The organism is Streptomyces sp. NPDC090088 (assembly GCF_044747345.1).
In the GTDB taxonomy this organism is placed as follows: domain Bacteria; phylum Actinomycetota; class Actinomycetes; order Streptomycetales; family Streptomycetaceae; genus Streptomyces.
Genome location: NZ_JBIVDZ010000009.1, coordinates 396,602 through 417,920, shown reverse-complemented (window position 1 = coordinate 417,920; position 21,319 = coordinate 396,602). Strand labels below are relative to the sequence as shown.

The 21,319-nt window shown below is 72.1% G+C and carries 17 protein-coding genes and 1 tRNA gene; 10 read left to right on the top strand and 8 right to left on the bottom strand.

Annotated elements, in window-relative coordinates; genetic code table 11:
• Positions 1 to 36: 36 nt before the first annotated feature.
• The gene (locus ACIPSJ_RS38780; RefSeq protein WP_401352906.1) at positions 37 to 1,587 is read left to right on the top strand and encodes a DUF6519 domain-containing protein; all 1,551 of its coding nucleotides are present in this window, start codon (positions 37 to 39) and stop codon (positions 1,585 to 1,587) included.
• Positions 1,587 to 2,474: a peptidoglycan-binding protein gene (locus ACIPSJ_RS38775; RefSeq protein WP_359209154.1), complete on the top strand. Its 888-nt coding sequence runs from the start codon at positions 1,587 to 1,589 to the stop codon at positions 2,472 to 2,474. The genes ACIPSJ_RS38780 and ACIPSJ_RS38775 overlap by 1 nt, the downstream gene beginning before the upstream one ends.
• 15 nt (positions 2,475 to 2,489) lie before the next feature.
• On the opposite strand, the gene ACIPSJ_RS38770 is transcribed toward ACIPSJ_RS38775, so the two are convergent.
• The 3 genes from ACIPSJ_RS38770 to ACIPSJ_RS38760 all read right to left on the bottom strand — a co-directional run bounded on the left by ACIPSJ_RS38770 (position 2,490) and on the right by ACIPSJ_RS38760 (position 8,538).
• Positions 2,490 to 3,863: a M1 family metallopeptidase gene (locus ACIPSJ_RS38770; protein ID WP_401352904.1), complete on the bottom strand. Its 1,374-nt coding sequence runs from the start codon at positions 3,861 to 3,863 to the stop codon at positions 2,490 to 2,492.
• A 77-nt stretch (positions 3,864 to 3,940) separates the two neighbouring features.
• Positions 3,941 to 7,807 carry a Pls/PosA family non-ribosomal peptide synthetase gene (locus ACIPSJ_RS38765; RefSeq protein WP_401352902.1) on the bottom strand — a complete coding sequence of 1,289 codons (3,867 nt, stop codon included), beginning with the start codon at positions 7,805 to 7,807 and terminating at the stop codon, positions 3,941 to 3,943.
• A 287-nt stretch (positions 7,808 to 8,094) separates the two neighbouring features.
• Entirely contained in the window at positions 8,095 to 8,538 is a 444-nt protein-coding gene (locus tag ACIPSJ_RS38760) for an ATP-binding protein (protein ID WP_355716626.1), read from the bottom strand.
• A 240-nt stretch (positions 8,539 to 8,778) separates the two neighbouring features.
• Here ACIPSJ_RS38760 and ACIPSJ_RS38755 point away from each other — a divergent pair, with 240 nt between their 5' ends.
• Together ACIPSJ_RS38755 and ACIPSJ_RS38750 are read left to right on the top strand one after the other, a co-directional pair.
• A complete protein-coding gene (locus tag ACIPSJ_RS38755) occupies positions 8,779 to 9,645 on the top strand; it encodes a helix-turn-helix transcriptional regulator (protein ID WP_355716629.1) in 867 nt (288 codons plus the stop codon).
• 3 nt (positions 9,646 to 9,648) lie between these two features.
• Positions 9,649 to 9,876 carry a DUF397 domain-containing protein gene (locus tag ACIPSJ_RS38750; protein WP_401352899.1) on the top strand — a complete coding sequence of 76 codons (228 nt, stop codon included), beginning with the start codon at positions 9,649 to 9,651 and terminating at the stop codon, positions 9,874 to 9,876.
• Between the two features lie 95 nt (positions 9,877 to 9,971).
• On the opposite strand, the gene ACIPSJ_RS38745 is transcribed toward ACIPSJ_RS38750, so the two are convergent.
• Both ACIPSJ_RS38745 and ACIPSJ_RS38740 read right to left on the bottom strand, forming a co-directional pair.
• The gene (locus ACIPSJ_RS38745; protein WP_401352897.1) at positions 9,972 to 11,387 is read right to left on the bottom strand and encodes an HNH endonuclease; all 1,416 of its coding nucleotides are present in this window, start codon (positions 11,385 to 11,387) and stop codon (positions 9,972 to 9,974) included.
• 87 nt (positions 11,388 to 11,474) lie between these two features.
• Positions 11,475 to 11,562: transfer RNA gene (locus tag ACIPSJ_RS38740), tRNA-Leu, on the bottom strand.
• 211 nt (positions 11,563 to 11,773) lie between these two features.
• Here ACIPSJ_RS38740 and ACIPSJ_RS38735 point away from each other — a divergent pair.
• From ACIPSJ_RS38735 to ACIPSJ_RS38725, 3 genes are all read left to right on the top strand, one after another.
• Complete coding sequence (locus ACIPSJ_RS38735) at positions 11,774 to 13,099, top strand: M20/M25/M40 family metallo-hydrolase (protein ID WP_359209168.1); 1,326 nt, start codon at positions 11,774 to 11,776, stop codon at positions 13,097 to 13,099.
• Between the two features lie 162 nt (positions 13,100 to 13,261).
• Positions 13,262 to 13,495, top strand: coding sequence for a chaplin ChpH (chpH, locus tag ACIPSJ_RS38730; RefSeq protein ID WP_355716637.1), 234 nt, complete (start codon positions 13,262 to 13,264; stop codon positions 13,493 to 13,495).
• Between the two features lie 138 nt (positions 13,496 to 13,633).
• Positions 13,634 to 14,665 carry a chaplin gene (locus ACIPSJ_RS38725; protein ID WP_401352894.1) on the top strand — a complete coding sequence of 344 codons (1,032 nt, stop codon included), beginning with the start codon at positions 13,634 to 13,636 and terminating at the stop codon, positions 14,663 to 14,665.
• Positions 14,666 to 14,750: 85 nt separating this feature from the next.
• On the opposite strand, the gene ACIPSJ_RS38720 is transcribed toward ACIPSJ_RS38725, so the two are convergent.
• Positions 14,751 to 14,939: a DUF5703 family protein gene (locus ACIPSJ_RS38720; protein ID WP_007380901.1), complete on the bottom strand. Its 189-nt coding sequence runs from the start codon at positions 14,937 to 14,939 to the stop codon at positions 14,751 to 14,753.
• Positions 14,940 to 14,986: 47 nt separating this feature from the next.
• On the opposite strand from ACIPSJ_RS38720, the gene ACIPSJ_RS38715 reads away from it, so the two are divergent.
• The gene (locus ACIPSJ_RS38715; RefSeq protein WP_359209175.1) at positions 14,987 to 15,688 is read left to right on the top strand and encodes a hypothetical protein; all 702 of its coding nucleotides are present in this window, start codon (positions 14,987 to 14,989) and stop codon (positions 15,686 to 15,688) included.
• Positions 15,689 to 15,786: 98 nt separating this feature from the next.
• Here the strand turns inward: ACIPSJ_RS38715 and ACIPSJ_RS38710 are convergent, their stop codons facing one another.
• Both ACIPSJ_RS38710 and ACIPSJ_RS38705 read right to left on the bottom strand, forming a co-directional pair.
• Complete coding sequence (locus tag ACIPSJ_RS38710; protein ID WP_401353103.1) at positions 15,787 to 18,078, bottom strand: helix-hairpin-helix domain-containing protein; 2,292 nt, start codon at positions 18,076 to 18,078, stop codon at positions 15,787 to 15,789.
• 14 nt (positions 18,079 to 18,092) lie between these two features.
• Complete coding sequence (locus ACIPSJ_RS38705) at positions 18,093 to 19,076, bottom strand: aldo/keto reductase (RefSeq protein ID WP_359209182.1); 984 nt, start codon at positions 19,074 to 19,076, stop codon at positions 18,093 to 18,095.
• Between the two features lie 185 nt (positions 19,077 to 19,261).
• On the opposite strand from ACIPSJ_RS38705, the gene ACIPSJ_RS38700 reads away from it, so the two are divergent.
• Positions 19,262 to 20,317: an LLM class F420-dependent oxidoreductase gene (locus ACIPSJ_RS38700; protein ID WP_359209185.1), complete on the top strand. Its 1,056-nt coding sequence runs from the start codon at positions 19,262 to 19,264 to the stop codon at positions 20,315 to 20,317.
• A gap of 221 nt (positions 20,318 to 20,538) precedes the next feature.
• Positions 20,539 to 21,318 (top strand): ferritin-like domain-containing protein, encoded by a 780-nt coding sequence (locus ACIPSJ_RS38695; protein ID WP_359209188.1) that lies wholly within the window; start codon positions 20,539 to 20,541, stop codon positions 21,316 to 21,318.
• Position 21,319 lies beyond the last annotated feature (1 nt).

Here is a 21,319-nt window from a genome sequence, read left to right as displayed (position 1 = left end):
TCACCCGCACTTTCCTGAACCAGGGGGACCCCCTTCATGCACGCAGATCTCTCCCGCCTCACCTTCCGGCCGGAGCGGCACTACTCCGCGGTCGTCGCCCAGCAGGGCCGCGTCCAGCTCGACGCCGACGCCAACGAGCAGACCGCCATCCAGCTCCACCAGGCCCGCACCCTCGCCGCGGACCTGATCGGCCGCTACGGCGGGCCGCGCGACGCGGCGGGCTTCCGCATCGAGTACGTCGGCGGCCGGCACGACATCGACACCCTGTACATCCACGGCGGCCGTTACTACGTCGACGGCATCCTGGTCGACGCCGACCGCCCGGCCCCCGGGACACCGGTACCGGACGAGGATGCGGAGGAGGACACCACCGTCCCGCCCGCGTACTGGACCTACTGGGACCAGCCCGACGCCTTCCGCGACCCGGAGCGGCCCGGCGACCGGCTGCCCTCGCCCGCCACGTCGCCGTTCGTGGTCTATCTGCAGGTGTGGGAGCGCTCGGTGAACGCGGCCGAGGACCCGGCGCTGCGCGAGGTCGCCCTCGGTGCCGCGATGCCGGACACGGCGGCCCGGGTGAAGGTGGTCTGGCAGGTACTGCCGCTGTCCCTCGCGGAGCTGGCGATCGAGGACGCCGAGCCGTCCAGGGAGGTCGTCCGCGCGGCTTTCGAGAAGTGGGCGAAGGGGCAGTCGCTGTCCGCCGCCCGGCTCGCCGCCCGCAGCGAGCGGCCCGACCACGCCGACGAGGACCCCTGCCTGGTCCGGCCCGACGCCCGCTACCGCGGCCCGGAGAACCAGCTGTACCGCGTCGAGGTGCACGCCGGCGGTGCGGCGAAGGACGCCACCTTCAAGTGGTCCCGGGAGAACGGGTCGGTGGTCTTCCCGGTCGACGAACTCGACGGCACCTGGGTGCGGTTGGCGTCCCTCGGATACGACGACAAGCTGGACCTGGACGTCGGCGACCGGGTCGAGTTCACGGACACGGCCTGCTCCTCCCGGCTGGAGGCCCTTCCCCTGCTGCGCGTCGAGGAACTCGACCTGCCCGGACGGCGGGTCCGGCTCTCCGCCGAGCCCGCGCCGGGCGTCGGACGGCTCCCGGACCTCAACCCGTTCCTGCGCCGCTGGGACCACCACGAGGGTCCGCGGCGCAAGGGGCGCACGGCCGCGCTGAAGGAGGGGGCCGTGCCGGTGACGGAGGGGGAGTGGCTGCCCCTGGAGGACGGGGTCGAGGTCTACTTCGCCGAGGGCGGCGCCTACCGCACCGGCGACCACTGGCTGATCCCGGCCCGCACCGCCACCGGCGGTGTCGAGTGGCCCGTCGACCGGGCGCGCCGCCCGCTGCTCCAGGGCCCGGCCGGTGTCCTCCGGCACCTCGCCCCGCTGGCCCTGGTCAAGGGCGAGGAGAGCGCCGTCGACCTGCGGCTCGCCTTCGGGCCGCTGGCCAGCAGCATCCCGGCCGCGGACAAGGCGGCCCTGGCCGCCGAGGAGCAGGCACACCGGGAGGAGGTCGCGGCCGAGGACCCGTCGCACGGCAGGTCGCAGACCACCGCGGAAGCCGAGGCGGCGGCGCCGCTGGACGGAGACAACTGATGGCCACCCCCATGAGCGGCGCCAAGCTGCTGGACGTCCTGCGCGCGGAGGGCCTGACGGTGCACGAGGTGCGCGACTGGCGCCACCACAACCGGAACACGAAGGGTCCCTGGGGCCCGGTGAACGGCGTGATGATCCACCACACCGTCACCTCGGGCACCGACAGCTCCGTCGCCCTCTGCTACAACGGCTACTCCGGGCTGCCGGGACCGCTCTGCCACGGCGTCATCGACAAGCAGGGCCAGGTGCACCTGGTCGGCAACGGCCGGGCGAACCACGCCGGTCTCGGCGACAGCGACGTGCTCCGCGCCGTCGTCGACGAGACGAGGCTCCCGCACGACAACGAGGCCGACACCGACGGCAACCGGCACTTCTACGGCTTCGAGTGCATCAACCTCGGCGACGGCAAGGACCCCTGGCCCGAGGCGCAGAAGGAGGCCATCGAGAAGGTCTCCGCCGCGATCTGCCGCCACCACGGCTGGAGCGCGGCGTCGGTCATCGGGCACAAGGAGTGGCAGCCGGGCAAGCAGGACCCACGCGGATTCACCATGGACGGGATGCGCAAGCGGATCGCCGAGCGGCTGGCCGGGAAGTCCCCCAAGCCCGGCTCCGACGACCCCAAGCCGCCGTCCAGGCCCCGGTACGCCCCCTTCCCGGGCAGCGGCTTCTTCCACGTCGGCCAGAAGTCGCCGCTCGTCACCGCCATGGGCAGACGCCTGGTCGCCGAGGGCTGCGGCCACTACGACGAAGGACCGAGCCCCGAATGGACCGACGCCGACCGCAAGTCCTACCAGGCCTGGCAGCACAGACTCGGCTTCAAGGGCAAGGACGCCGACGGCATCCCCGGCCGCACCAGCTGGGACAAGCTGAAGGTACCGGCCTCCTGACGCGGAGCCGCCCGCCTACGCCGACTCGGCGTTGGTGGGCGGCTGGGCCGGGCGGGCCGGGACGGTCAGGGTCGGCAGTGGGGGCAGCGCGGTGCGGTGCACCCAGGCGTCGAGGAGGCCGTCGAGCGGCTCGTCCGCGAACCGGTTGACGTGGGCGGTGAACATCGGGGTGGTCACCGCCCCGCCCCGGTGCAGCCCCGCCCACGCCCGCAGCATGTGGAAGAACCGCTCGTCGCCGAGCGCGCAGCGGATCGCGTGGACCGTGACCCCGCCGCGCTCGTAGAGCCGGTCGTCGAACATCGCCTTCTTGCCCGGGGCGGCGATCCGGATGTCCTGCGGCAGCCCGGACAGCAACCGGTGGGCGACGCCCGCCAGTTGCTGGGCGCTGCGGCCGCCGGACCGCTCCGACCACAGCCACTCCGCGTACTTGGCGAGCCCCTCGTTCAGCCAGATGTGCCGCCAGTCGGCGATGGACACGCTGTTGCCGAACCACTGGTGGGCCAGCTCGTGCGCCACCAGACGCTCCGAACCCCGCGCCCCGTCCACGTGGTTGGCGCCGAACAGCGACAACCCCTGGGCCTCGACGGGGACATCGAACTCCTCGTCGGCGACGACCACGGCGTACTCGTCGAAGGGGTACGGCCCGAACAGCCGCTGGAACAGGTCCATCATGGCGGGCTGCCGCGCGAAGTCCCGGGAGAACTCAGGCAGGAGATGCGCCGGTATGTGGCCGTGCATCGGCACCCCGCCGAAGCCCGGATCGCCCAGCAGCACCGTCTGGAACTTCCCGATCGCGAGGCTCACCAGATAGCTCGACGTCGGCGCCGCCTGCTCGTACACCCAGGTCGTCGTGGACGCCTTGGTGGTACGGGTGAGCAGCCGGCCCCCGGCCACCACCGAGTACGCCGACGGGCAGGTCACCGAGATCAGGTAGGAGGCCTTGTCGGCGGGCCGGTCGTTGCACGGGAACCACGAGGGCGCGCCGATCGGCTGGCTCGCCACCAGCGCGCCGTCCGTCAGCTCCTCCCAGCCGATCCCGCCCCAGGGGCTGTTCACCGGCTTGGGGTTGCCCGACCAGTGGATCTCCACGGTGAACGCGGCCCCGGCCCGCAGCGGCTTGGCCGGCTTGATCCGCAGCTTGCCGCCCCGGTGCGTCCAGTGCGGCTGGCGGCCGTCCACCCGGATCCGGCCGATCTTGAAGTCGGCCAGGTTCAGCTGGAACTCGGGCAGCGCGGCCCGGCCCGCGATGGCGTTGATCCGGGCCATGCCGGCCAGGCGGTTGGGGCCTGGCCGGTAGTCCAGCGTGAGCTCATAGCGATGGACCCGGTACCGGGCATCGCCGTTGTCCGGGAAGTACGGGTCCGGACCCGCTGACTGCTGCACTGCCACTTCCGCGATCGCTCCCTGCGCTGTGCTCGAACCGTCCCTCGGTGCACCGATACCCGCGGCCACCGGACGGCCCGCGCTCAGGGACGCCATGCCTCGATCGGATTGCCGAGCCAGCGGGTGTCGTCGGGAACCGACTCCGCCGCCATGACGAGCGACGCGGGACCCAGGGTGGTGCGGGCCCCGATCATGCTGCCGGGCAGCACGATCCCGCCAGGGCCCAGCGTGGCGCCCTCACGGAGAACAACAGTATCCGTCCGCAAGATCCGGTCGTGGAAGAGGTGAGTCTGCAGGACACAGCCGCGGTTCACGGTGGCCGCGTCCTCCAGGGTCACCAGGTCGGTCTCCGGAAGCCAGTAGCTCTCCACCCAGACACCCTTGCCGATCCGGGCGCCCAGGCCCCGCAGCCAGGCCGTCAGCACCGGAGTACCCGGCACCGAACCGGCCAGCCACGGCACCGCCAGCACCTCCACGAAGGTGTCCGCCAGCTCGTTGCGCCAGACGAAGGAACTCCACAGCGGGTGCTCCCCGCTGCGGTGCCGTCCGACCAGCAGCCACTTGGCCAGCACCGAGACCAGACCCGCGGCCGCGCCGGCGGCGAGCAGCACCAGGCCGGACAGCAGCGGCGCCCACGCGCCGAGCGCGCACAGCGCGGCCACCGTGAGCCCGGCCAGCGCCACCGAGCACAGCACCGGCACGATCCGGCAGGTCTCCACCAGGGCCCGCGCCCACAGCAGCCGGGCCGGCGGCTCGTAGGTACGGCTCTGGTCGCCGTCGGCCGTGCTGCGCGGCAGCTTCACCGGCGGCAGCCCCAGGTACGAGGTGCCCTTCTTGGCCTTCTTCGGGGTCGCCGACAGCACGCCCACCAGACCGCCGTCCGGGACACTGCGGCCCGGCGCGGTCATCCCGGAGTTCCCGAGGAACGCCCGCCGGCCGATCTCCGCGCGCCCGATCCGCACATAGCCGCCACCGAGCTCGTACGGCGCGGTCAGCGTGTCGTCGGCCAGGAACGCGCCCTCGCCGACCGTGGTCAGGCTCGGCAGCGCGAGCACCGTCGACACCTCGGCACCACGCCCGATCCGCATCCCGAGCAGCCGCAGCCAGACCGGGGTGACCAGACCGGCGTAGAGCGGGAACAGCGTCTCGCGGGAGCGGTCCATCAGCTGGGAGACCGTCCAGGCCTGCCAGCCGATCCTGCTGTGCGTCGGATGCGTGCCGACCCTGAGGCCCAGGCTGAGCAGCCGTACGGAGACCAGGATCAGCAGCGCGTACGCCAGACCGAAGGCCAGTGTGGCCGGGACCAGCGCGACCGCCGCGCCCCGCAGGGCCTCGGCCAGACCGTCCCCGGGGGCCACGAAACGCCTGGCCACCAGCAGGGCGGCGGCACCGGCGAGCACCGGCAGCGCGCTGAGCCCGAGCCCGGTGAGGCCGTACATCACCCGCCAGTACGTGCCGCGCTGCGGCCGGTGCTTGGGCCAGTTCCGCTTGGCCTTGCCCAGCTTCACGGCCGGCGCGCCCGCCCAGCGCTGGCCGGTCGGGATCTGCCCGGTGACGGCCGAGCCGGGGGCCACCTCGGCCCGCTTGCCGACCCGGGCACCGGGGAAGAGCATGCTGCGCGTGCCGACGACCGCGTGGGCGCCGATCCGGACCGCGCCGACCACCAGCCGGTCGCCGTCCAGCCAGTAGCCGGACAGGTCCACCTCGGACTCCACGGCCGCGCCCCGGCCGATCCTGAGCAGGCCGGTGACCGGCGGCAGCGAGTGCAGGTCCACCTCGGGGCCGATCTTGGCGCCGAGCGCCCGCGCGTACCGCTCCAGCCAGGACCCGGTCAGCGTGGTCGCCCCGGTGAACTCGGCCAGCCGCTCCGCCGCCCACAGCCGCAGGTGGACGGAGCCGCCGCGCCGGTACCGGCCGGGCTTCACGCCCCGCAGCAGCAGCCGTGCGCCACCGGCCGCGATCACGATCCGGCCGGGCGGGGTGAACAGGGCCAGCGCCCCGAGGCCGACCAGCCACCAGGGCGCGGTGGGCAGCCAGCCGTAGCCGCCCAGCACATTGCCGAGCGCGGCCAGGACGACCGTCCAGCGCAGCCCGAGCAGCGTGAACAGGGGGAGCAGCAGCAGGAGCTGCACGGCCTGGGCCGAGCGCGGCACGGGCGCGATCGTGCGCTGCGTGCCGTCGTCCTGTGTGGACTCCTCCAGCCGGCGGGCCAGCTTGCGCAGCACCGGCTGCTGGTAGATGTCGAGGACGGCCGCGCTCGGGTAGCGGGTGCGCAGCCGGGTGGTGAGCTGGGCGGCGGACAGGCTGCCGCCGCCGATCGCGAAGAAGTCGTCGGCGGCGCTGGTCACCGGGATGCCGAGGACCTCGGTCCACTGCTCGGCGAGCCAGGCCTCGGTGCCGTACAGCTGCTCGGCCGGGCCGCCGGACTCCAGTCCCTCCAGGGGCCACGGGAGGGCGTTGCGGTCGACCTTGCCGGAGGTACGGGTGGGCAGCTCGGCGACGGGCGCGAGCAGCGGCACGAGGGCGGCGGGCAGTTCGGCGCGGAGCTTCTCGACGGCGGTGGCGTGGTCCCAGCCCTCCTGGGTGACGACATAGCCGACCAGGAGCTGGTTGCCGCCGCGCGCGGTCCGTACGGCCGCCGCGGCGCCCGCGACACCCGGCAGGGCCTGCAGAGCCGCGTCCACCTCGCCGAGCTCGATACGGCGGCCGCCGAGCTTGATCTGCTCGTCGGCCCGCCCGAGGAAGACCAGGCCCTCGCGGTCGGCGCGGACCAGGTCGCCGCTGCGGTACGCCCGCTTCCAGCCCAGCGACTCCAGCGGCGCGTACTTCTCGGCGTCCTTCTCGGCGTCGAGGTACCGGGCCAGGCCGACCCCGCCGATCACCAGCTGGCCGCTCTCGCCCATGGCGACGGGCTCGCCCGCGTCGTCCACGACGGCGAGCTCCCAGCCGTTCAGGGGCAGCCCGATGCGGATCGGCTCCTCGCCGCTCATCAGGGCGGCACAGGCGACCACGGTGGCCTCGGTGGGCCCGTAGGTGTTCCAGACCTCGCGGCCCTCGGTCACCAGCCGCTGCGCCAGCTCGGGCGGGCAGGCCTCGCCACCGAAGATGAGCAGCCGGACGTCGTTGAGGGTCTCGGGCTCCCAGAGCGCGGCCAGCGTCGGCACGGTCGAGACGACGGTGATCTCCTGCTCGACCAGCCAGGGGCCGAGATCGGCGCCCGAGCGGACCTGGGAGCGCGGCACGGGCACCAGACAGGCGCCGTAGCGCCACGCCAGCCACATCTCCTCGCAGGAGGCGTCGAAGGCCACCGAGAGGCCCGCCATGACCCGGTCGCCGGGTCCGATGGGCTCCTCGGTCAGGAACAGCGCGGCCTCGGCGTCCACGAAGGCCGCGGCGCTGCGGTGGGTGACGGCGACGCCCTTGGGCTTGCCGGTGGAACCGGAGGTGAAGATGATCCAGGCGTCGTGCTCGGTGCCGGGACGTCCGGCGGTACGACCGTCCGCGCGCCGGACGTCGATGTGCAGGCCCTCGCCGAGCACGGCCGCGACCTCGGCCTCGCCGAACACCAGCGCGGCCCGCTCGTCCGGGTCCTCGGCGTCGACGGGCACGTAGGCGGCGCCGGCCGCGAGGGTGCCGAGCACGGCGATGTACAGATCATTGGTCCCCGACGGGACGCGCACGCCCACCCGGTCGCCGAGCCCGATCCCGGCCTCGGCGAGCCGCCGCCGCAGCCGCTCCACCTCGACCGCGAGCGCGCGGTAGGTGAGCTGGGTGGTGCCGTCGTCCAGCGCGGGCTCGTCGGGGTGGGTCCGTACACTTGCCTCGAACACGTCTACGAGCGTGCGCGGCGACGCTGCCGCCCCGGCCGAAAATCGGGCCGTGTCCCCGAACTCCTCGCGGATCTCATCGTCGAGCAGGCCGAGAGCACTGCTCTCGTCTATGGCTGCCATCCGGTCCTCGCGTCTCGTTCCCGGAACCCTCCGGGGAGCCGGCGGGCCCGCAGGTGTGCCTGGGGTTATCCGGGTCCGGCTAGGTAACAAACCGGAAATGTTAGTACGACGCTAGGCTTCCGTTCATCTGACGGCCACTCGAAAGCCGCCGTTCGGAGCAGTCGTTTGAAACTTAACAAACCCCTGACCAGGCATGATCCATCTGGGGGGAGAGATGGACCACACAGTGTGAGACGGGCCAACTCCGCGTGTCCGGAGGTGGGTACGGCGACGGGCGCGGCGGGCGGTCAGGCGGCGCTGACCTCGGCCCAGATGGACTTGCCCCAGGGCAGGTTGCCCACGCCCCAGCGGCCCGAGCAGAGCGCGTCGAGGATCAGCAGTCCGCGCCCGCGGTCCCGTTCGACGGAGATGGGGCGCAGCCGGGGGTGGCGGCTCAGCGGGTCGTGCACCTCGACCCGGGTCCGGGAGCCGTCGGACTCGATGAGGAGCCGGACCGGATCGTCGGGGTCGGTCTCGTAGCGCAGGGAGTTGGTGACCAGCTCGCAGGTGACCAGCGCGACGGCTTCGATGTGGTCCCGGGAGGCGTCCGGGCTGTGATGGGTGATGAAGTCGCTCACGAACAGCCGTGCCGCCCTGGCCGACTGGGGCTCGCTCGCCAGTAACAGGACCGGCGGCGGGGCGACTTGCAGGGCACGGGTTTCGGTCGTGGTGCTCCGCTGGCGTTCGATCATGTGGATCCCCTCACGGGCATGTCCCAACGCAGGCACGGTGCTTCGCCATGCGAGTGCGGTCACTTTCGTATTTCCCGGATTCATGGTGCCTTCACGGCACAGTCGACCGCAATACGTCCTCGAAGATGTGAAAAATTGCGCATCTCCTCGGGAGACTTGCGGCACAAGTCGTCAGTCGGTGGCGGGGGCCTGGGCGGCACGGCAGACTGTCGGGCAGTTCACCGGACAGAAGGGGGATCCGTGAGCACGCCCACGGTGCGCCGGCGACGGCTCGGTGCCAAGTTGCGCGAACTGCGCGGCGAACTCACCCTCGACGAGGTCGCGGAGCACTCCGAAGGCGCGTTCGTCTCCTCGAAACTGTCCCGGATGGAGACCGGCAAGACGGCTCCCAAGGCAGCGGACATCCAGGCGCTGCTCACCCTGTACGGCGAACTCGGCCGCGACGTCAGCGACGAGCTGCGCGCGGCCCTGATCACCCTCACCAAGGAGGGCGGGCGGCGCGGCTGGTGGCACTCGTACCGAGGTGTTCTCACCCCGGTGTACGAGGACCTGATCAGCCTGGAGGCGGAGGCCGAGACGGTCTCCACCTGGCAGCTGGGCATGGTCCCCGGACTGCTCCAGACCGCCGAGTACGCCCGCGAGATCATCCGGGCGACCGCCATGTCCGAGGCGGTCGAGGCACGGGTCGACGCGCTCGTCGAGGTACGGCTCGCACGCCAGGCCGTCCTCACCCGCGACAGCGACCCGCTGGCGCTCTGGGCGATCGTCTCCGAGCAGGCACTGCGCTCCACCACCGAGGATCCCGCCCTGATGTACGAGCAGTTGGGGCGCCTGCTTACGATGGGGCGGCGGCCGAACATCAACATCCAGGTGTTGAGATCGGACGCTCCCCTCCACGCCGGGCTGACCGGCACCTTCAGCATCCTGGGCTTCGGTCCGCACACGGACCTGGACGTCGTCCACCAGGAAGGGCTGACTTCCGCCCTGTACATCGAGGAACGTGATCGGGTCTCCACGCACCGGGCCGCGTGGCAACGCCTCACGTCTGCCGCCGAGTCCGTCGAGGCGTCGGTGGAACTGATCACCCAGATAAGGAAGAACGAATAGCGAATGAAGCACGTTGACGACGCGTCGACTCTGCCGGTGACCTGGTGGAAGTCCTCGGCGTCCGCATCACAGTCCGACTGCGTGGAATGCGGGATCGTCGACGAGGCGACGGCCGCCGTCCGCGACAGCAAGCGGCCGCACGGCCCCGCGCTGCTGGTCGGCCGAGCGGTACTCTCCGCGTTCACCTCCGCCGTGGCCCTCGGCCACGGCCGAATAGGCGAGGCCGGCTGAGGCACCATTCCCTCCGCCGCAAAACCAAGAAACCCCTGCTGAGCAGGGGTTTCTTCGTGATTGCTCGCGATTCCTTCGTGGTGTCCGCGGCCAGTTCACCGATACGTCTGTGGTGGGCTCGCCATCCACGCCCGGTCGAGGGAATCGTCCCAGGTGCCGTCCCGGTCGAAGCTGGCGGCTCGGCAGCCACGGGACATGGGCGCCGCGGCACTGTGCCGCCAGGGAGCGTCCCCGATCCGGGCAATCGCGTGGCCGCAGCGTCGGCAGGCTGTGTGCCTCATCAACTCGTCAGCCAGTCGCTCGAACTGCGCGGTGCGGTCCGCGACCTCTTCTTTGATGGCCCGCAGCACCTGCTCGGCGCTGGAAACCCCCGCCGAGGCAATGATGTCGTGCACGAGCGCCGCCGCTTCGGTGGCGATGTCGGCTCGGCGTGCGGCGTCGACAAGGCTCTGCGCGGAACCGTTCGTAGGTGATTTGCGCACCGTCCGCTCAGCCAATTGAACCGACGAACGGCTCGACACCGATGACCGGCCATCGTCGGCCGCAGGCTCCGGTGCCCCGTCTCGCAAGCGTCTGCGAGCCACTTCGAAGGCCCATGCCTCGGTGGACGCCTTCTTGGTGACATTGAAGTGGGTACTGGTCGCCGCGTCCATCACCGTGTGGAACTCCTCCATCAGCGCGCCCCAGTGGTCGCCGCCGGCGAAGTCCTCCGGGCACCAGCCATAGTGGCGCACGAGTTCGTCACGCACTTGACCGAAATGATGAAGGCTCTTTCGTACGGGTCCGGACGTGTCGATGAGGAGGCCGACGCGTTCCGCCTTGGCCAGCATCTCCGGCTCCACACCTGCCCACTTCATATGGCCGTCGCGTGCACAGGCGTAGTCGACCCACGACCAGAACGCCTCGGCGTCCGCGACATCTGGAGCCTCACGGTGGTGCTGCGGGCAAAGGAGGGCGAAGTTCCGTACATCGTTGGAACCGCCGAGCGACTCCGGGACCACGTGGGCCCGCTCCACCGGTGTCTGCCAGCAGATCAGACAGATCGGCTCATCGAGACCGAGGTAGTCGGCGATGGCCCGGACCGGAGGCCTGGATCGGCGTCGGTGCGGTTGGCTGTCCCGGTTACGGACCCGCAGCTCGTGGTGGTCGTAAGCGTGCTCACGGTCCGGGTCTCGTATGTTCAGGACGTCAGGAATGTCCTCGCATTGCGGCTCCGGATTCCTGGCCCGGTAGAGGGGTGTGCTGATCTCCGTGAGGTAGGGACCCAGGAAGTCCAGTAAGAACTCGTGGATGATCTCGGAGGCGTCAGCGTCATAGTCGCCGGCGGCGTTGCGATGCCCTTGGACGTCGAGGTGGAGGTAGCGCGGGGAGCCGGGGCTTGTAGCCGCAGCATGCTTGAGAATCGAGAAGAGGCGAGTGGCGCACTTGGTGAAGTCCTCCTCGACCCGCATGTCGTGATAGAGCGCGATGCCCTTCGTCGTGCCATCAGGCTTCTGTGAGCTGTCGGTCATGCGCGCACAGTAGGCGCCGCGACTGACAGCGGGCGCCGGCCGTACTGGCGAGAAATAGAAAGACCCCAGGTCAACTGGGGTCTTCGCTGGTGTCCGAGGGGGGACTTGAACCCCCACGCCCGATAAAGGGCACTAGCACCTCAAGCTAGCGCGTCTGCCATTCCGCCACCCGGACAAGGTGTGTGTCGTACGAGATCTTCCGTGCGGGTTTCCCTCGCGGCGACGAAGGAAACACTACCAGGCTTTCGGGGGCCGCCGATCACACCCTGTTTCCGGCCGGGCGGGCGTGAACGGCGTGTGACGGGCCGGGACCGGCCTTGGGCTCGGAGCGGGAAGGGAGAGAGGATGGCGGGGACCGGCCGCCAGTGACAGCAGGAGGAAACGACGTGAGCGAGACGGACACGGCCAAGGGCGTCACCGGCGAGGAGGAGGTCGTCGACCTCTGCCGCGAGCTGATCCGGTTCGACACCAGCAACTACGGCGACCACTCCGGGCCCGGCGAGCGCAAGGCCGCCGAGTGGGTCGCGGAGAAGCTCGCCGAGGTCGGCCTGGAGCCGGAGATCTTCGAGTCCCACCCCGGCCGCGCCTCCACGGTGGCCCGCATCGAGGGCGCGGACCCGTCCCGGCCCGCCCTGCTGATCCACGGCCACCTCGACGTCGTACCGGCCAACGCCGACGACTGGACCCACCACCCGTTCTCCGGCGAGGTCGCGGACGGGTGCGTGTGGGGACGCGGCGCGGTCGACATGAAGGACATGGACGCGATGACCCTGGCGGTCGTACGGGACCGGCTGCGCAGCGGCCGCAAGCCGCCCCGGGACATCGTGCTCGCCTTCCTCGCCGACGAGGAGGCCGGCGGCACCTGGGGCGCCCGGCACCTGGTCGACAACCACCCCGGCCTCTTCGAGGGCGTCACCGAGGCGATCAGCGAGGTCGGCGGCTTCTCCTTCACGGTGAGCGAGGAGCGGCGGCTCTATCTGATCCAGACGGCCGAGAAGGGCATGCACTGGATGAAGCTGAAGGTGGCCGGCACTGCCGGGCACGGCTCCATGATCCACCGTGACAACGCCATCACCGAGCTGTCCGAGGCCGTGGCCCGGCTCGGCCGGCACCGGTTCCCGGTGCGGGTCACCAAGACCACCCGGGCCTTCCTCGACGAACTGGGCGACGCGCTCGGCACCGAGTTGGACCCGGAGGACATGGAGTCGACGCTGGCCCGGCTCGGCGGCATCGCCAAGCTCATCGGCGCGACGCTCAGCAACACCGCCAACCCCACCCAGCTGAACGCCGGTTACAAGGTCAACGTCATCCCGGGCGAGGCCACCGCGCACGTGGACGGCCGCTTCCTGCCGGGCCACGAGGAGGAGTTCCTCGCCGACCTCGACCGCATCCTCGGCCCGAACGTGGTCCGCGAGGACGTGCACTCCGACAAGGCGCTGGAGACCGGCTTCGACGGGCCCCTGGTGGCCGCCATGCAGTCCTCGCTGCTGGCCGAGGACCCCACCGCCAAGGCGATCCCCTACATGCTCTCCGGCGGCACCGACGCCAAGTCCTTCGACGACCTCGGCATCCGCGGCTTCGGCTTCGCGCCCCTCAAGCTGCCGCCGGAACTGGACTTCGCGGGCATGTTCCACGGGGTGGACGAGCGGGTGCCGGTGGACGGTCTGCAGTTCGGTGTGCGGGTGCTCGACCGGTTCATCGACGCGTCGTGAAGTCGTACGCGTCGTGAGGCTGAGGCTTCGGCTATTCGGGCGCCTGTGCGGGCTGGACTGAAAAGAGTGAATGCGACGATAAGCTCGTAGCTCCATTACTCCCTCCTCGTTACAGGTGGTGCGATCCGCTACTTGGGATCGCATTGCCAACAAGGAGGAATAATGCTCAAGAAGGTCGTCGCTGCTGCGGCTGCCACTGGTGGTCTGGTTCTCGCGGGTGCGGGCCTGGCCGTCGCCGACTCGGGTGCCCAGGGCGCTGCCGTGGGCTCCCCGGGCGTCGTCTCCGGCAACGTGATCCAGGTTCCCGTGCACGTCCCGGTGAACGTCTGCGGCAACACGATCTCGGTCATCGGGATTCTGAACCCCGCCTTCGGCAACACCTGCATCAACAAGTGACGCCGGCTCCCTGAGGGGGCGTCTTTCCGTCGGCCCCGGAGCGCGCGCCATGCGCTCCGGGGCCGACCGGTTTTTCCGCGGGTTCTTTCCGCGGGAAATGCAAACGGTCAGGATCCAAGGCAGGGGGGAATTCACACAATGCGACAGGGTGCCCGTAAGGGCCTTATGACCATGGCCGCGGCGACCGGCGTCATCGCCGCCGCGGGCGGCTACGCCCACGCCGACTCGGGGGCCGTCGGCTCGGCCTCCGACTCGCCCGGCGTACTCTCCGGCAACACGGTGCAGGCGCCGGTGCACGCGCCGGTGAACGTCTGCGGCAACACCGTGAACGTCGTCGGCGCCCTCAACCCGTCGGTGGGCAACAAGTGCGCCAACCACGGCGGTCACGGCGGCCACGACAGTCACGGGGGTCACGGCGGTTACGGGGGCCACGCGGGTCACGGCGGCCACGGCGGCTCGCACGCCGGAGGCCACACCGGGGGCTCACCCGGGGTCGGCTCGGGCAACACCGTGCAGGCGCCGATCGACGTTCCGGTCAACGTCTGCGGCAACAGCGTCGACATCATCGGTGTCGGCAACTCCGCCGTCGGCAACGAGTGCGCCAACGACGGGGGTTCCGGACATTCCGGCGGCCCGGGCGGTGGTCACTCCACGCAGCCTCCCGGCCACGGAGGGCACGGTGGGCATGGCGGCCACGGTGGGCACGGAGGCCACGGCGGTCATGGCGGTCATGGCGGGCACGGGGGTCACGGGGGTCACGGCGGGCATGGGGGCCACGGCGGGCATGGGGGCCACGGTGGTAATCCGCCCGGCAACCCGGGGACTCCGGGGAACCCGGGAACCCCGGGTCAGCCAGGGCAGCCGGTACACCCGGGCAACCCGGGCCAGCACCCGGGCACGCCTCCCGGTCACCCCGGGCACCCCGGCGGGCACGGGAGCCAGACCGTCCCGACCGGCACTCACGGAACTCCCGTGACCCATGGCGCCCCGGGACCCCACGGCTCCGCCCTCGTCGACCCCCTGGGCAGCCGCTCGGTGACCCAGCCCGTCACGGCCGCGCAGCTCGCGCACACCGGGAGTGACCTGCCGCTGGGCCTCGTGGCCCCGGCGGGCGTCGGCGCGCTGCTCGCGGGCGCGGTGCTGTACCGCAGGGCGCGCGCCGCGGCGTAGCGCACGGACGGTGACGCACCGGCGCCGGTGCGTGGTACGGAAGGGGCCCCGTCGACACGGGGCCCCTTCCGTCAGTCGGCCAGTCTCACCATGTGGCACGCACCTGGCGGATGATCCGCCGGCGCAACCGCACCCTGCGGCTGCCGTCGCGCATGAGGCTCAGTCGGTCCAACTCCCAGTGTCCGTACTCGGCATGGTCCGTCAGCAGTCGTGTGGCGTCCTTGCGGGAGACCCCGCGAGGTACGTACACGTCGACAAATTCGTATTCCGGCATCGCATCTATTGTGCGGGCTGGTGCCCGGTACGGATAGCGTCTGCACTATGTCTGATGCTGCGCAGCCCACCGCTGCCGAGGTACGCGCCGCCGCCGAGGCGGTCAAGACCGCGCTCGACCGCCATCTGGCCGCGGTCGAACGCAGGTCGGGGGAGGACGACCCGGCTGTCTACGAGGCGTTCAACCAGCTGGCCGCGGCCGCCGAGGTCTACGACGAGCTCCTTTACGACCGCTACGACGAGGTCACGCCCTTCGAGATCCCCGGTACGGACGACTCGCTGCCCCCGTACGCGGGTCCAGAGGAGCCGAACGCGATCAGCGTGCTGATCCGCCGCGACTACGCCGTGGCGGAGCCGCAGCGGCTGCTGGCGCAGGCCCAGCGGGTCGAGGCGGCGGAGTACGACGACGGCCCGGGCACGGACGCGGACGCCGCCGGCACGATCCACGGGGCGCTGGGGATCCTGTTCGGCGAGTTCGAACCGGACGAGATCGCCTCCCGGCACAAGGAGTTCGGCCTGGAGGAGGGCGACTCCACGCTGTGGGTGACCGCGGCGGACGAGCCGGCCGAGCCCGGGGAGTGGCTGGAGACACCGTTCGAGGCGGTCGACCCGCAGCGGGTGGTGTGCCGGTTCGACGTCAGCGCGGTCTTCGACGACGAGGACACCGACGACACGGAGGACGCCGACGAGCTGGAGGAACTCGACCTCGACGAGGACGAGGACCTGGAGCCGCTGGACGCCGAGCGCTGACCCCGTGGCCGGCCGCGGTGCCTTCCGAGAGGTTCAGGCGGGAAGGCACCGCGGGCCGGAGCCGTGGCGGCTGATCGCCGCCGCGGCGGAGACGCCGGTCAGCCCGCTGCCGGGACCTGGGTCTTCAGCAGCAGCGGCAGCCGGGTGGTACGGGGCTTGGGCAGGGTCTCGGCCACCGCCTTCGGCAGGGCCTGTTCCACGCCGTGGACCACCGAAAGATGGCGTTCGGCCCGGCTGAACGCCGTGTACACCCAGGGGCGGCTGAGGGTCGGCGCCGCGTCACCGGGGAGGACCACGACCGCCGCCGGCCAGCGGCTGCCCGCCGCCTGGTGGGCGGTGAGCGCCCAGCCCTGCCGGACGGACTGCTCCACCCGCTCCTTCGGTACGACGACGGGCACGCCCGCGCACGACAGGTGCAGCCCGTCGGCGTCCGCCGTCACCACCTGACCCGGGACCGTACGGCCCGGCGCGGGGGAGTAGGCGATCCGGTCACCGGGGTCGAAGCCGCCGAACCGGCCGGGGCCCGGATTGAGCCGCTCCTTCAGCGCCGTGTTGAGGGCGCGGGTGCCCGCCGCTCCGCCGTGGCCCGGGGTGATCACCACGGTCTGACCGGCGGGGACGCCGATCACGCGCGGCACCGAGTCGGCGACCAGCTGCACCGTCCGGTGCACCGCCTCGCCCGCGTCCCGCACCGGCACGATCACCAACTCCTTGCCCGGCGCATCGACCTGGGTGAGCTCACCGATGCCGATCCCGGAGACCAGCTCCCCGAGCGGGCCGGGGTCAGGTGTGCGGGACGCGATCTGCGGGCACACCCGGGCCGCCAGCAGATCGGCGAAGACGCGCCCGGGCCCCGCCGACCACAGCACCGCCGGATCCCCGCTCAGCACCAGCCGGGCCCCGTCGGGCAGCGCCTCCACGAGCATGGCCGCGCCCTCCACGTCCAACTGGGGCGCGTCCAGCACGATCAGCAGGTCGAGGTCGAGCGCCCCGTCCGCGTCCCGGCCGGGGCCCTCGGCGCCGGAGAGCAGACCGGCGACCGTCCCGACGGCTCCCTCACCACCGTCACCTTCCTCCAGCGCCGCCGCCAGCCGCCGGTGTCCCTCGGACGTGTGGGTGACGGCGCAGGCGCGCAGCCCGGCCGCGCGGGCGGCCGTCAGCAGCGCGGCGGGTTCGGCGCGGGCCGCCTCCCCGCCGGTGTGCAGCACCAGGCCGTGTCCGGCGACCGCGCGGACCAGCTCGGCCGCGCCGCCCGAGGCGGTCGCCGCGACCGCCTCCCAGCGCTCCGAGGCGTCCTTGGCCAGGGAGTTGACCAGCCGGGCCAGGCCGTCGGCGAGGCTCTCCTCGGCCAGGGCGTACCGCTCCAGAGCGACCAGGACCCGGACCGGGCGCTCCTCCTCGCCGTCCTCGGGTTCGGGGGCGCCCGGATCCAGGGCGTCCTGGAAGACCAGCGCCTCGCCCTCGGCGATCGCGTCCTGCACGGCCGCCTCCGGGTCGGGCACCGCCCGCTGGGCCAGCGCGGCGGTGAGCGCCGGCATCTCCAGCGCGGTGTGCCCGGCCAGGGCCGCCTGTTCGAGGAGCCAGCCGGTCACGGCCCGGCCGCGCCGCTCGTCGTCCGGACCGCACTCCGCGCCGAGCAGCGCCCGGGCGAACCCGTCGGCCTGGTCCGGCCGGACACCGGCGACCCGCAGCAGCTGCCAGGGATCCTCCCGGAGCAGGGTGTCGGCCCCCTCGCCGAGGGCGGCGGCGACCTGGGGCGCGAGCGACTCGGGCGCGCCGCCCTCGGCCAGGATCCGCCGTACCGTCGCGATCGTCTCCGTGGCGGGTGCCGCGGCGGCCGGTGCGGGCTGGGGCCGGCGGACGGCCTCCGGGGCGGGGGCCGCCGGGCGCGGCGCCGGATCCGGGGCGGCGAACACGGTGGTCGCCGGCTTCTCGCCGCCCTCCACCGCACGGATCGCCGCGAGCAGGTCGGCCGCCTTGCCGCTGAGCTTGGTGCCGCTCTCGACGGGCCCCCTCCGGTCGGCCTTCCGCCGCTCGATCCGCTCCCGCTCGACCCGCTGAGCGGCCAACTCGGCCTCGGCCTCGGACCGCTGGGGGGCCTCCGCCGCCCCGGCCTCCGAGGAGCCGGAAGCGGTCTCTTCCCGAACCCCGCCCGCGCCACCGACGCCGTCCGGCTCGCCGCCCTCGGCGACCGGTGGGCCGCTCGCACCGGCCTCCGGTGAGTGGCCCGCGCCGGAGTCGGGTGAGTCGCCGGCTCCGGCGGCCGGCGGGACACCCGCACCGGGGTCCGGCGAGCCGCTCGCTCCGGCCGGTCCGGCGGTGAGGTCCCCGGCCCCCGCCGTCCCCCCGGCCGTGGTTCCCTCGTCGTCGGCCTCGGGCCCTGTGCCCAGCCCCGGCTCCGTGCTCACAGCGTGCTCCAGTCGTGATCGGGATAGCGGTGCACGGGCGCCGACACGTCGTCGAGCGCCCGGCAGATCTCGTCAGGAAGCGTAAGGGCCTCCACTGACAATGCCGCGATGAGCTGCTGCGCGTTGCGCGCGCCGACGATCGGCGCGGCCACGCCGGGCCGGTCCCGCACCCAGGCGAGCGAGACCTGGAGCGGGGTCACCGCGAGCCCGTCGGCCGCCGTCTGCACCGCGTCCACGATCCGGGTCGCCGTGTCGTCGAGGTACGGCGCGACGAACGGCGCGAGATGCTCCGAGGCGCCGCGCGAGTCAGGGGGAGTGGCGTTGCGGTACTTCGCGGTCAGCACGCCCCGGCCCAGCGGGGAGGACGGCAGCAGGCCGATGCCCAGGTCCAGCGCGGCGGGCAGCACCTCGCGTTCGACGCCCCGCTGGAGCAGCGAGTACTCCAGCTGCGTGGAGGCCAGCCGGGTGCGGGTGCCGGGCGCCGCGAGCTGCCAGGTCGCCGCCTTCGCGATCTGCCAGCCGCAGAAGTTGGAGACCCCGGCATACCGGGCACGGCCGCTGCCGACGGCCAGGTCGAGGGCCTGGAGGGTCTCCTCCAGCGGGGTGTCCGGGTCGTAGGCGTGCACGTGCCAGACGTCGACGTAGTCGGTGCCGAGGCGGGCGAGGGAGGCGTCGAGCGCGGCGAGCAGATGACCGCGGGAGCCGTTGAAACGGCGGTCGGGGTCGGGGACGCTGCCCGCCTTCGTCGAGATGATCAGGTCCCGGCGTGGCACCAGGCCTTCTATGAGCTGTCCGAGCAGGTACTCGGCCTCTCCGTCGCCGTACACGTCCGCGGTGTCGACGAGGGTTCCGCCGGCCTCCCAGAACGCCTTCAGCATGTCCGCGGCGTCGTGCTCGTCGACGTCCCGGCCCCAGGTGAGGGTGCCGAGTCCGATTCTGGACACGCGCAGGCCGGTACGGCCGAGATGCCTCTGCTCCATGACCGCGAGATTACTGGCCAGAGTTGGTGCGTTGGGTTGCCTGTGGATAACCGATTTCCCCAGGGTGACCTGAGGTTGTGGCCCCCATGGCCCGCGGTCGGACGGGAACCGATCCCCCGTGCGGAAAATCTCCACGCTAAGGTCTCTCGCAACAGCGACGTTACTGATCGGTAAGGGGTACGGCCATGCAACTCGGGATCAACCTCGGCTACTGGGGCGCCGGGATGGACGGGGACAACCTGGCCGTGGCGCAGGAGGCCGACCGCCTCGGATACGCCGTGTGCTGGGCCGCCGAGGCCTATGGCTCCGACGCCGCCACCGTGCTCAGCTGGGTCGCCGCCCAGACCGAGCGCATCGACGTCGGCTCGGCGATCTTCCAGATCCCCGCCCGGCAGCCCGCCATGACCGCGATGACCGCCGCGACCCTCGACTCCCTGTCCGGCGGCCGTTTCCGGCTCGGACTCGGCGTCTCCGGACCGCAGGTCTCCGAGGGCTGGTACGGCGTCAAGTTCGACAAGCCGCTCTCCCGCACCCGCGAGTACGTGGAGATCGTGCGCAGGGCGATGAGCCGGGAGCGGCTCTCGTTCGAGGGCGAGCACTGGACGCTGCCGCTGCCGGGCGGCCCGGGCAAGCCGATCAAGCTGACCGTGCACCCGGAGCGCGAGCACATCCCCGTCTACATCGCCGCCATCGGCCCGAAGAACCTGGAGCAGACCGGTGAGATCGCCGACGGCGCGCTGCTGATCTTCCCCTCGGCCGAGCACCTGGAGGAGACGGCCGTCCAGTACCTGCGCGCGGGGCGGGAGAAGGCCGGCAAGACCCTCGACGGGTTCGACATCTGCCCGACGCTGCCGCTCGCCCTCGGCGACGACAAGGACGTGGCCACGCTCGCCGACACCTTCCGCCCGTACACCGCGCTGTACGTCGGCGGCATGGGCAGCCGCAAGCAGAACTTCTACAACCAGCTCGCCCGGCGTATGGGGTATGAGGAGGCGGCCACCGAGGTCCAGGACAAGTACCTGTCCGGGGACAAGAACGGGGCCGCGGCCGCCGTACCGCACGACCTGATCGACCGGACCACGCTGCTCGGGTCCGTGGACCGGATCGCCGACCGGATGAAGGCCTACGCGGCCGCCGGGGTCACCACGCTCTCCCTCGCCCCCGCCGGCTTCACCCTGGACGAGCGGCTCGCCTCGCTGCGGGCCGGCGCCGAGGCCGTGGAGCGCGCCGGGCTCGCCTGACGCCCGGGAGAAGTCTGCGGCCGTGGTGGGGGCTCGGGGGTCTTCCCCGCCACGGCCGTCACGGAGAACAACGCGCCCGTGCCCGCGCGGTTACGCCCCCGGCGTGACCCCGGTGCTCCTCCTTTCGGCCGAGTCCGCCCGCACAGCTGTTGCAGCGCCCGCGTTGCGGCATTTGACTGATTCTCCGCGGGTCTGGTGAGTCCTCCGGAGAGGTGCCCACGATGCTTTCGGCCAGGAGTCTGTTCCAGGAGATCCTCGACGACGACGAGTCCTTCCGGCTGTTCTGCTCGATCGCGGCCAGCGGGGAGTCGCAGGGCGGCTGGGAGAACGCCAGGATCGCCGCCCTGGTGCCCCCGGGCGAACGCGGCCTCGCCCCCAAGATCGCCCGCCACGGCGCCGACGAGGACAAGCACGGACGCATCTTCCGCGCCCTGCTGAAGAAGCGCGGGCTGGCACCCGCCCCGGTCCCGCCCGAGACCGACTACACGGCGCTCCTGGAACGGCACGGCATCGGGCTGGCCCACGACCGGCTCAGGGCCGACCGGCCGCTCGGCGTGCCGGACATCGTCACCTACCTCGCCCACAGCCGGGTCACCGAACAGCGCGCCTCCGAGCAGATGGACCTGCTGCGCCGGCATTTCGTCGACCATCCCGACGTGGGCCGCGCGGTGCGCATGATCTCCGACGACGAGGACAGCCACCTCGCCTACTGCCACGAGGAGCTGCTGCGCCTGGCCGCCGCCGGGCACGGCCGCGCCATCCAGCGCACGCTCCGCGCCTGCGCCTTCGCCGAGATCAGGATCTACCGGGACGTCAGCCTCGCCGTCATGGCCCACATGGGCCGCATCCTCGGCTGGCCGAGGGCCAAGTCCGCGCTCCTCGCGCTCGGCATCCACGCCGTCTACGCCTACGAACGCCTCCTCGGCTGGCGCCGCATGGTCTCCCTGCGGATGCCCGAGCACCGGAACGCTCTGGGCCGCCCCGCCACCGAGTACGCCTGAC

Excerpts from the sequence above, each read along its gene's own strand:
- ACIPSJ_RS38765 (WP_401352902.1), bottom strand. The coding sequence starts at position 7,807 with ATGGCAGCCATAGACGAGAGCAGTGCTCTCGGCCTGCTCGACGATGAG.
- ACIPSJ_RS38720 (WP_007380901.1), bottom strand. The coding sequence starts at position 14,939 with ATGCCGGAATACGAATTTGTCGACGTGTACGTACCTCGCGGGGTCTCC.
- ACIPSJ_RS38745 (WP_401352897.1), bottom strand. The coding sequence starts at position 11,387 with ATGACCGACAGCTCACAGAAGCCTGATGGCACGACGAAGGGCATCGCG.
- chpH (WP_355716637.1), top strand. The coding sequence starts at position 13,262 with ATGCTCAAGAAGGTCGTCGCTGCTGCGGCTGCCACTGGTGGTCTGGTT.
- ACIPSJ_RS38780 (WP_401352906.1), top strand. The coding sequence starts at position 37 with ATGCACGCAGATCTCTCCCGCCTCACCTTCCGGCCGGAGCGGCACTAC.
- ACIPSJ_RS38715 (WP_359209175.1), top strand. The coding sequence starts at position 14,987 with ATGTCTGATGCTGCGCAGCCCACCGCTGCCGAGGTACGCGCCGCCGCC.
- ACIPSJ_RS38725 (WP_401352894.1), top strand. The coding sequence starts at position 13,634 with ATGCGACAGGGTGCCCGTAAGGGCCTTATGACCATGGCCGCGGCGACC.
- ACIPSJ_RS38750 (WP_401352899.1), top strand. The coding sequence starts at position 9,649 with ATGAAGCACGTTGACGACGCGTCGACTCTGCCGGTGACCTGGTGGAAG.
- ACIPSJ_RS38705 (WP_359209182.1), bottom strand. The coding sequence starts at position 19,076 with ATGGAGCAGAGGCATCTCGGCCGTACCGGCCTGCGCGTGTCCAGAATC.
- ACIPSJ_RS38760 (WP_355716626.1), bottom strand. The coding sequence starts at position 8,538 with ATGATCGAACGCCAGCGGAGCACCACGACCGAAACCCGTGCCCTGCAA.
- ACIPSJ_RS38775 (WP_359209154.1), top strand. The coding sequence starts at position 1,587 with ATGGCCACCCCCATGAGCGGCGCCAAGCTGCTGGACGTCCTGCGCGCG.
- ACIPSJ_RS38700 (WP_359209185.1), top strand. The coding sequence starts at position 19,262 with ATGCAACTCGGGATCAACCTCGGCTACTGGGGCGCCGGGATGGACGGG.
- ACIPSJ_RS38695 (WP_359209188.1), top strand. The coding sequence starts at position 20,539 with ATGCTTTCGGCCAGGAGTCTGTTCCAGGAGATCCTCGACGACGACGAG.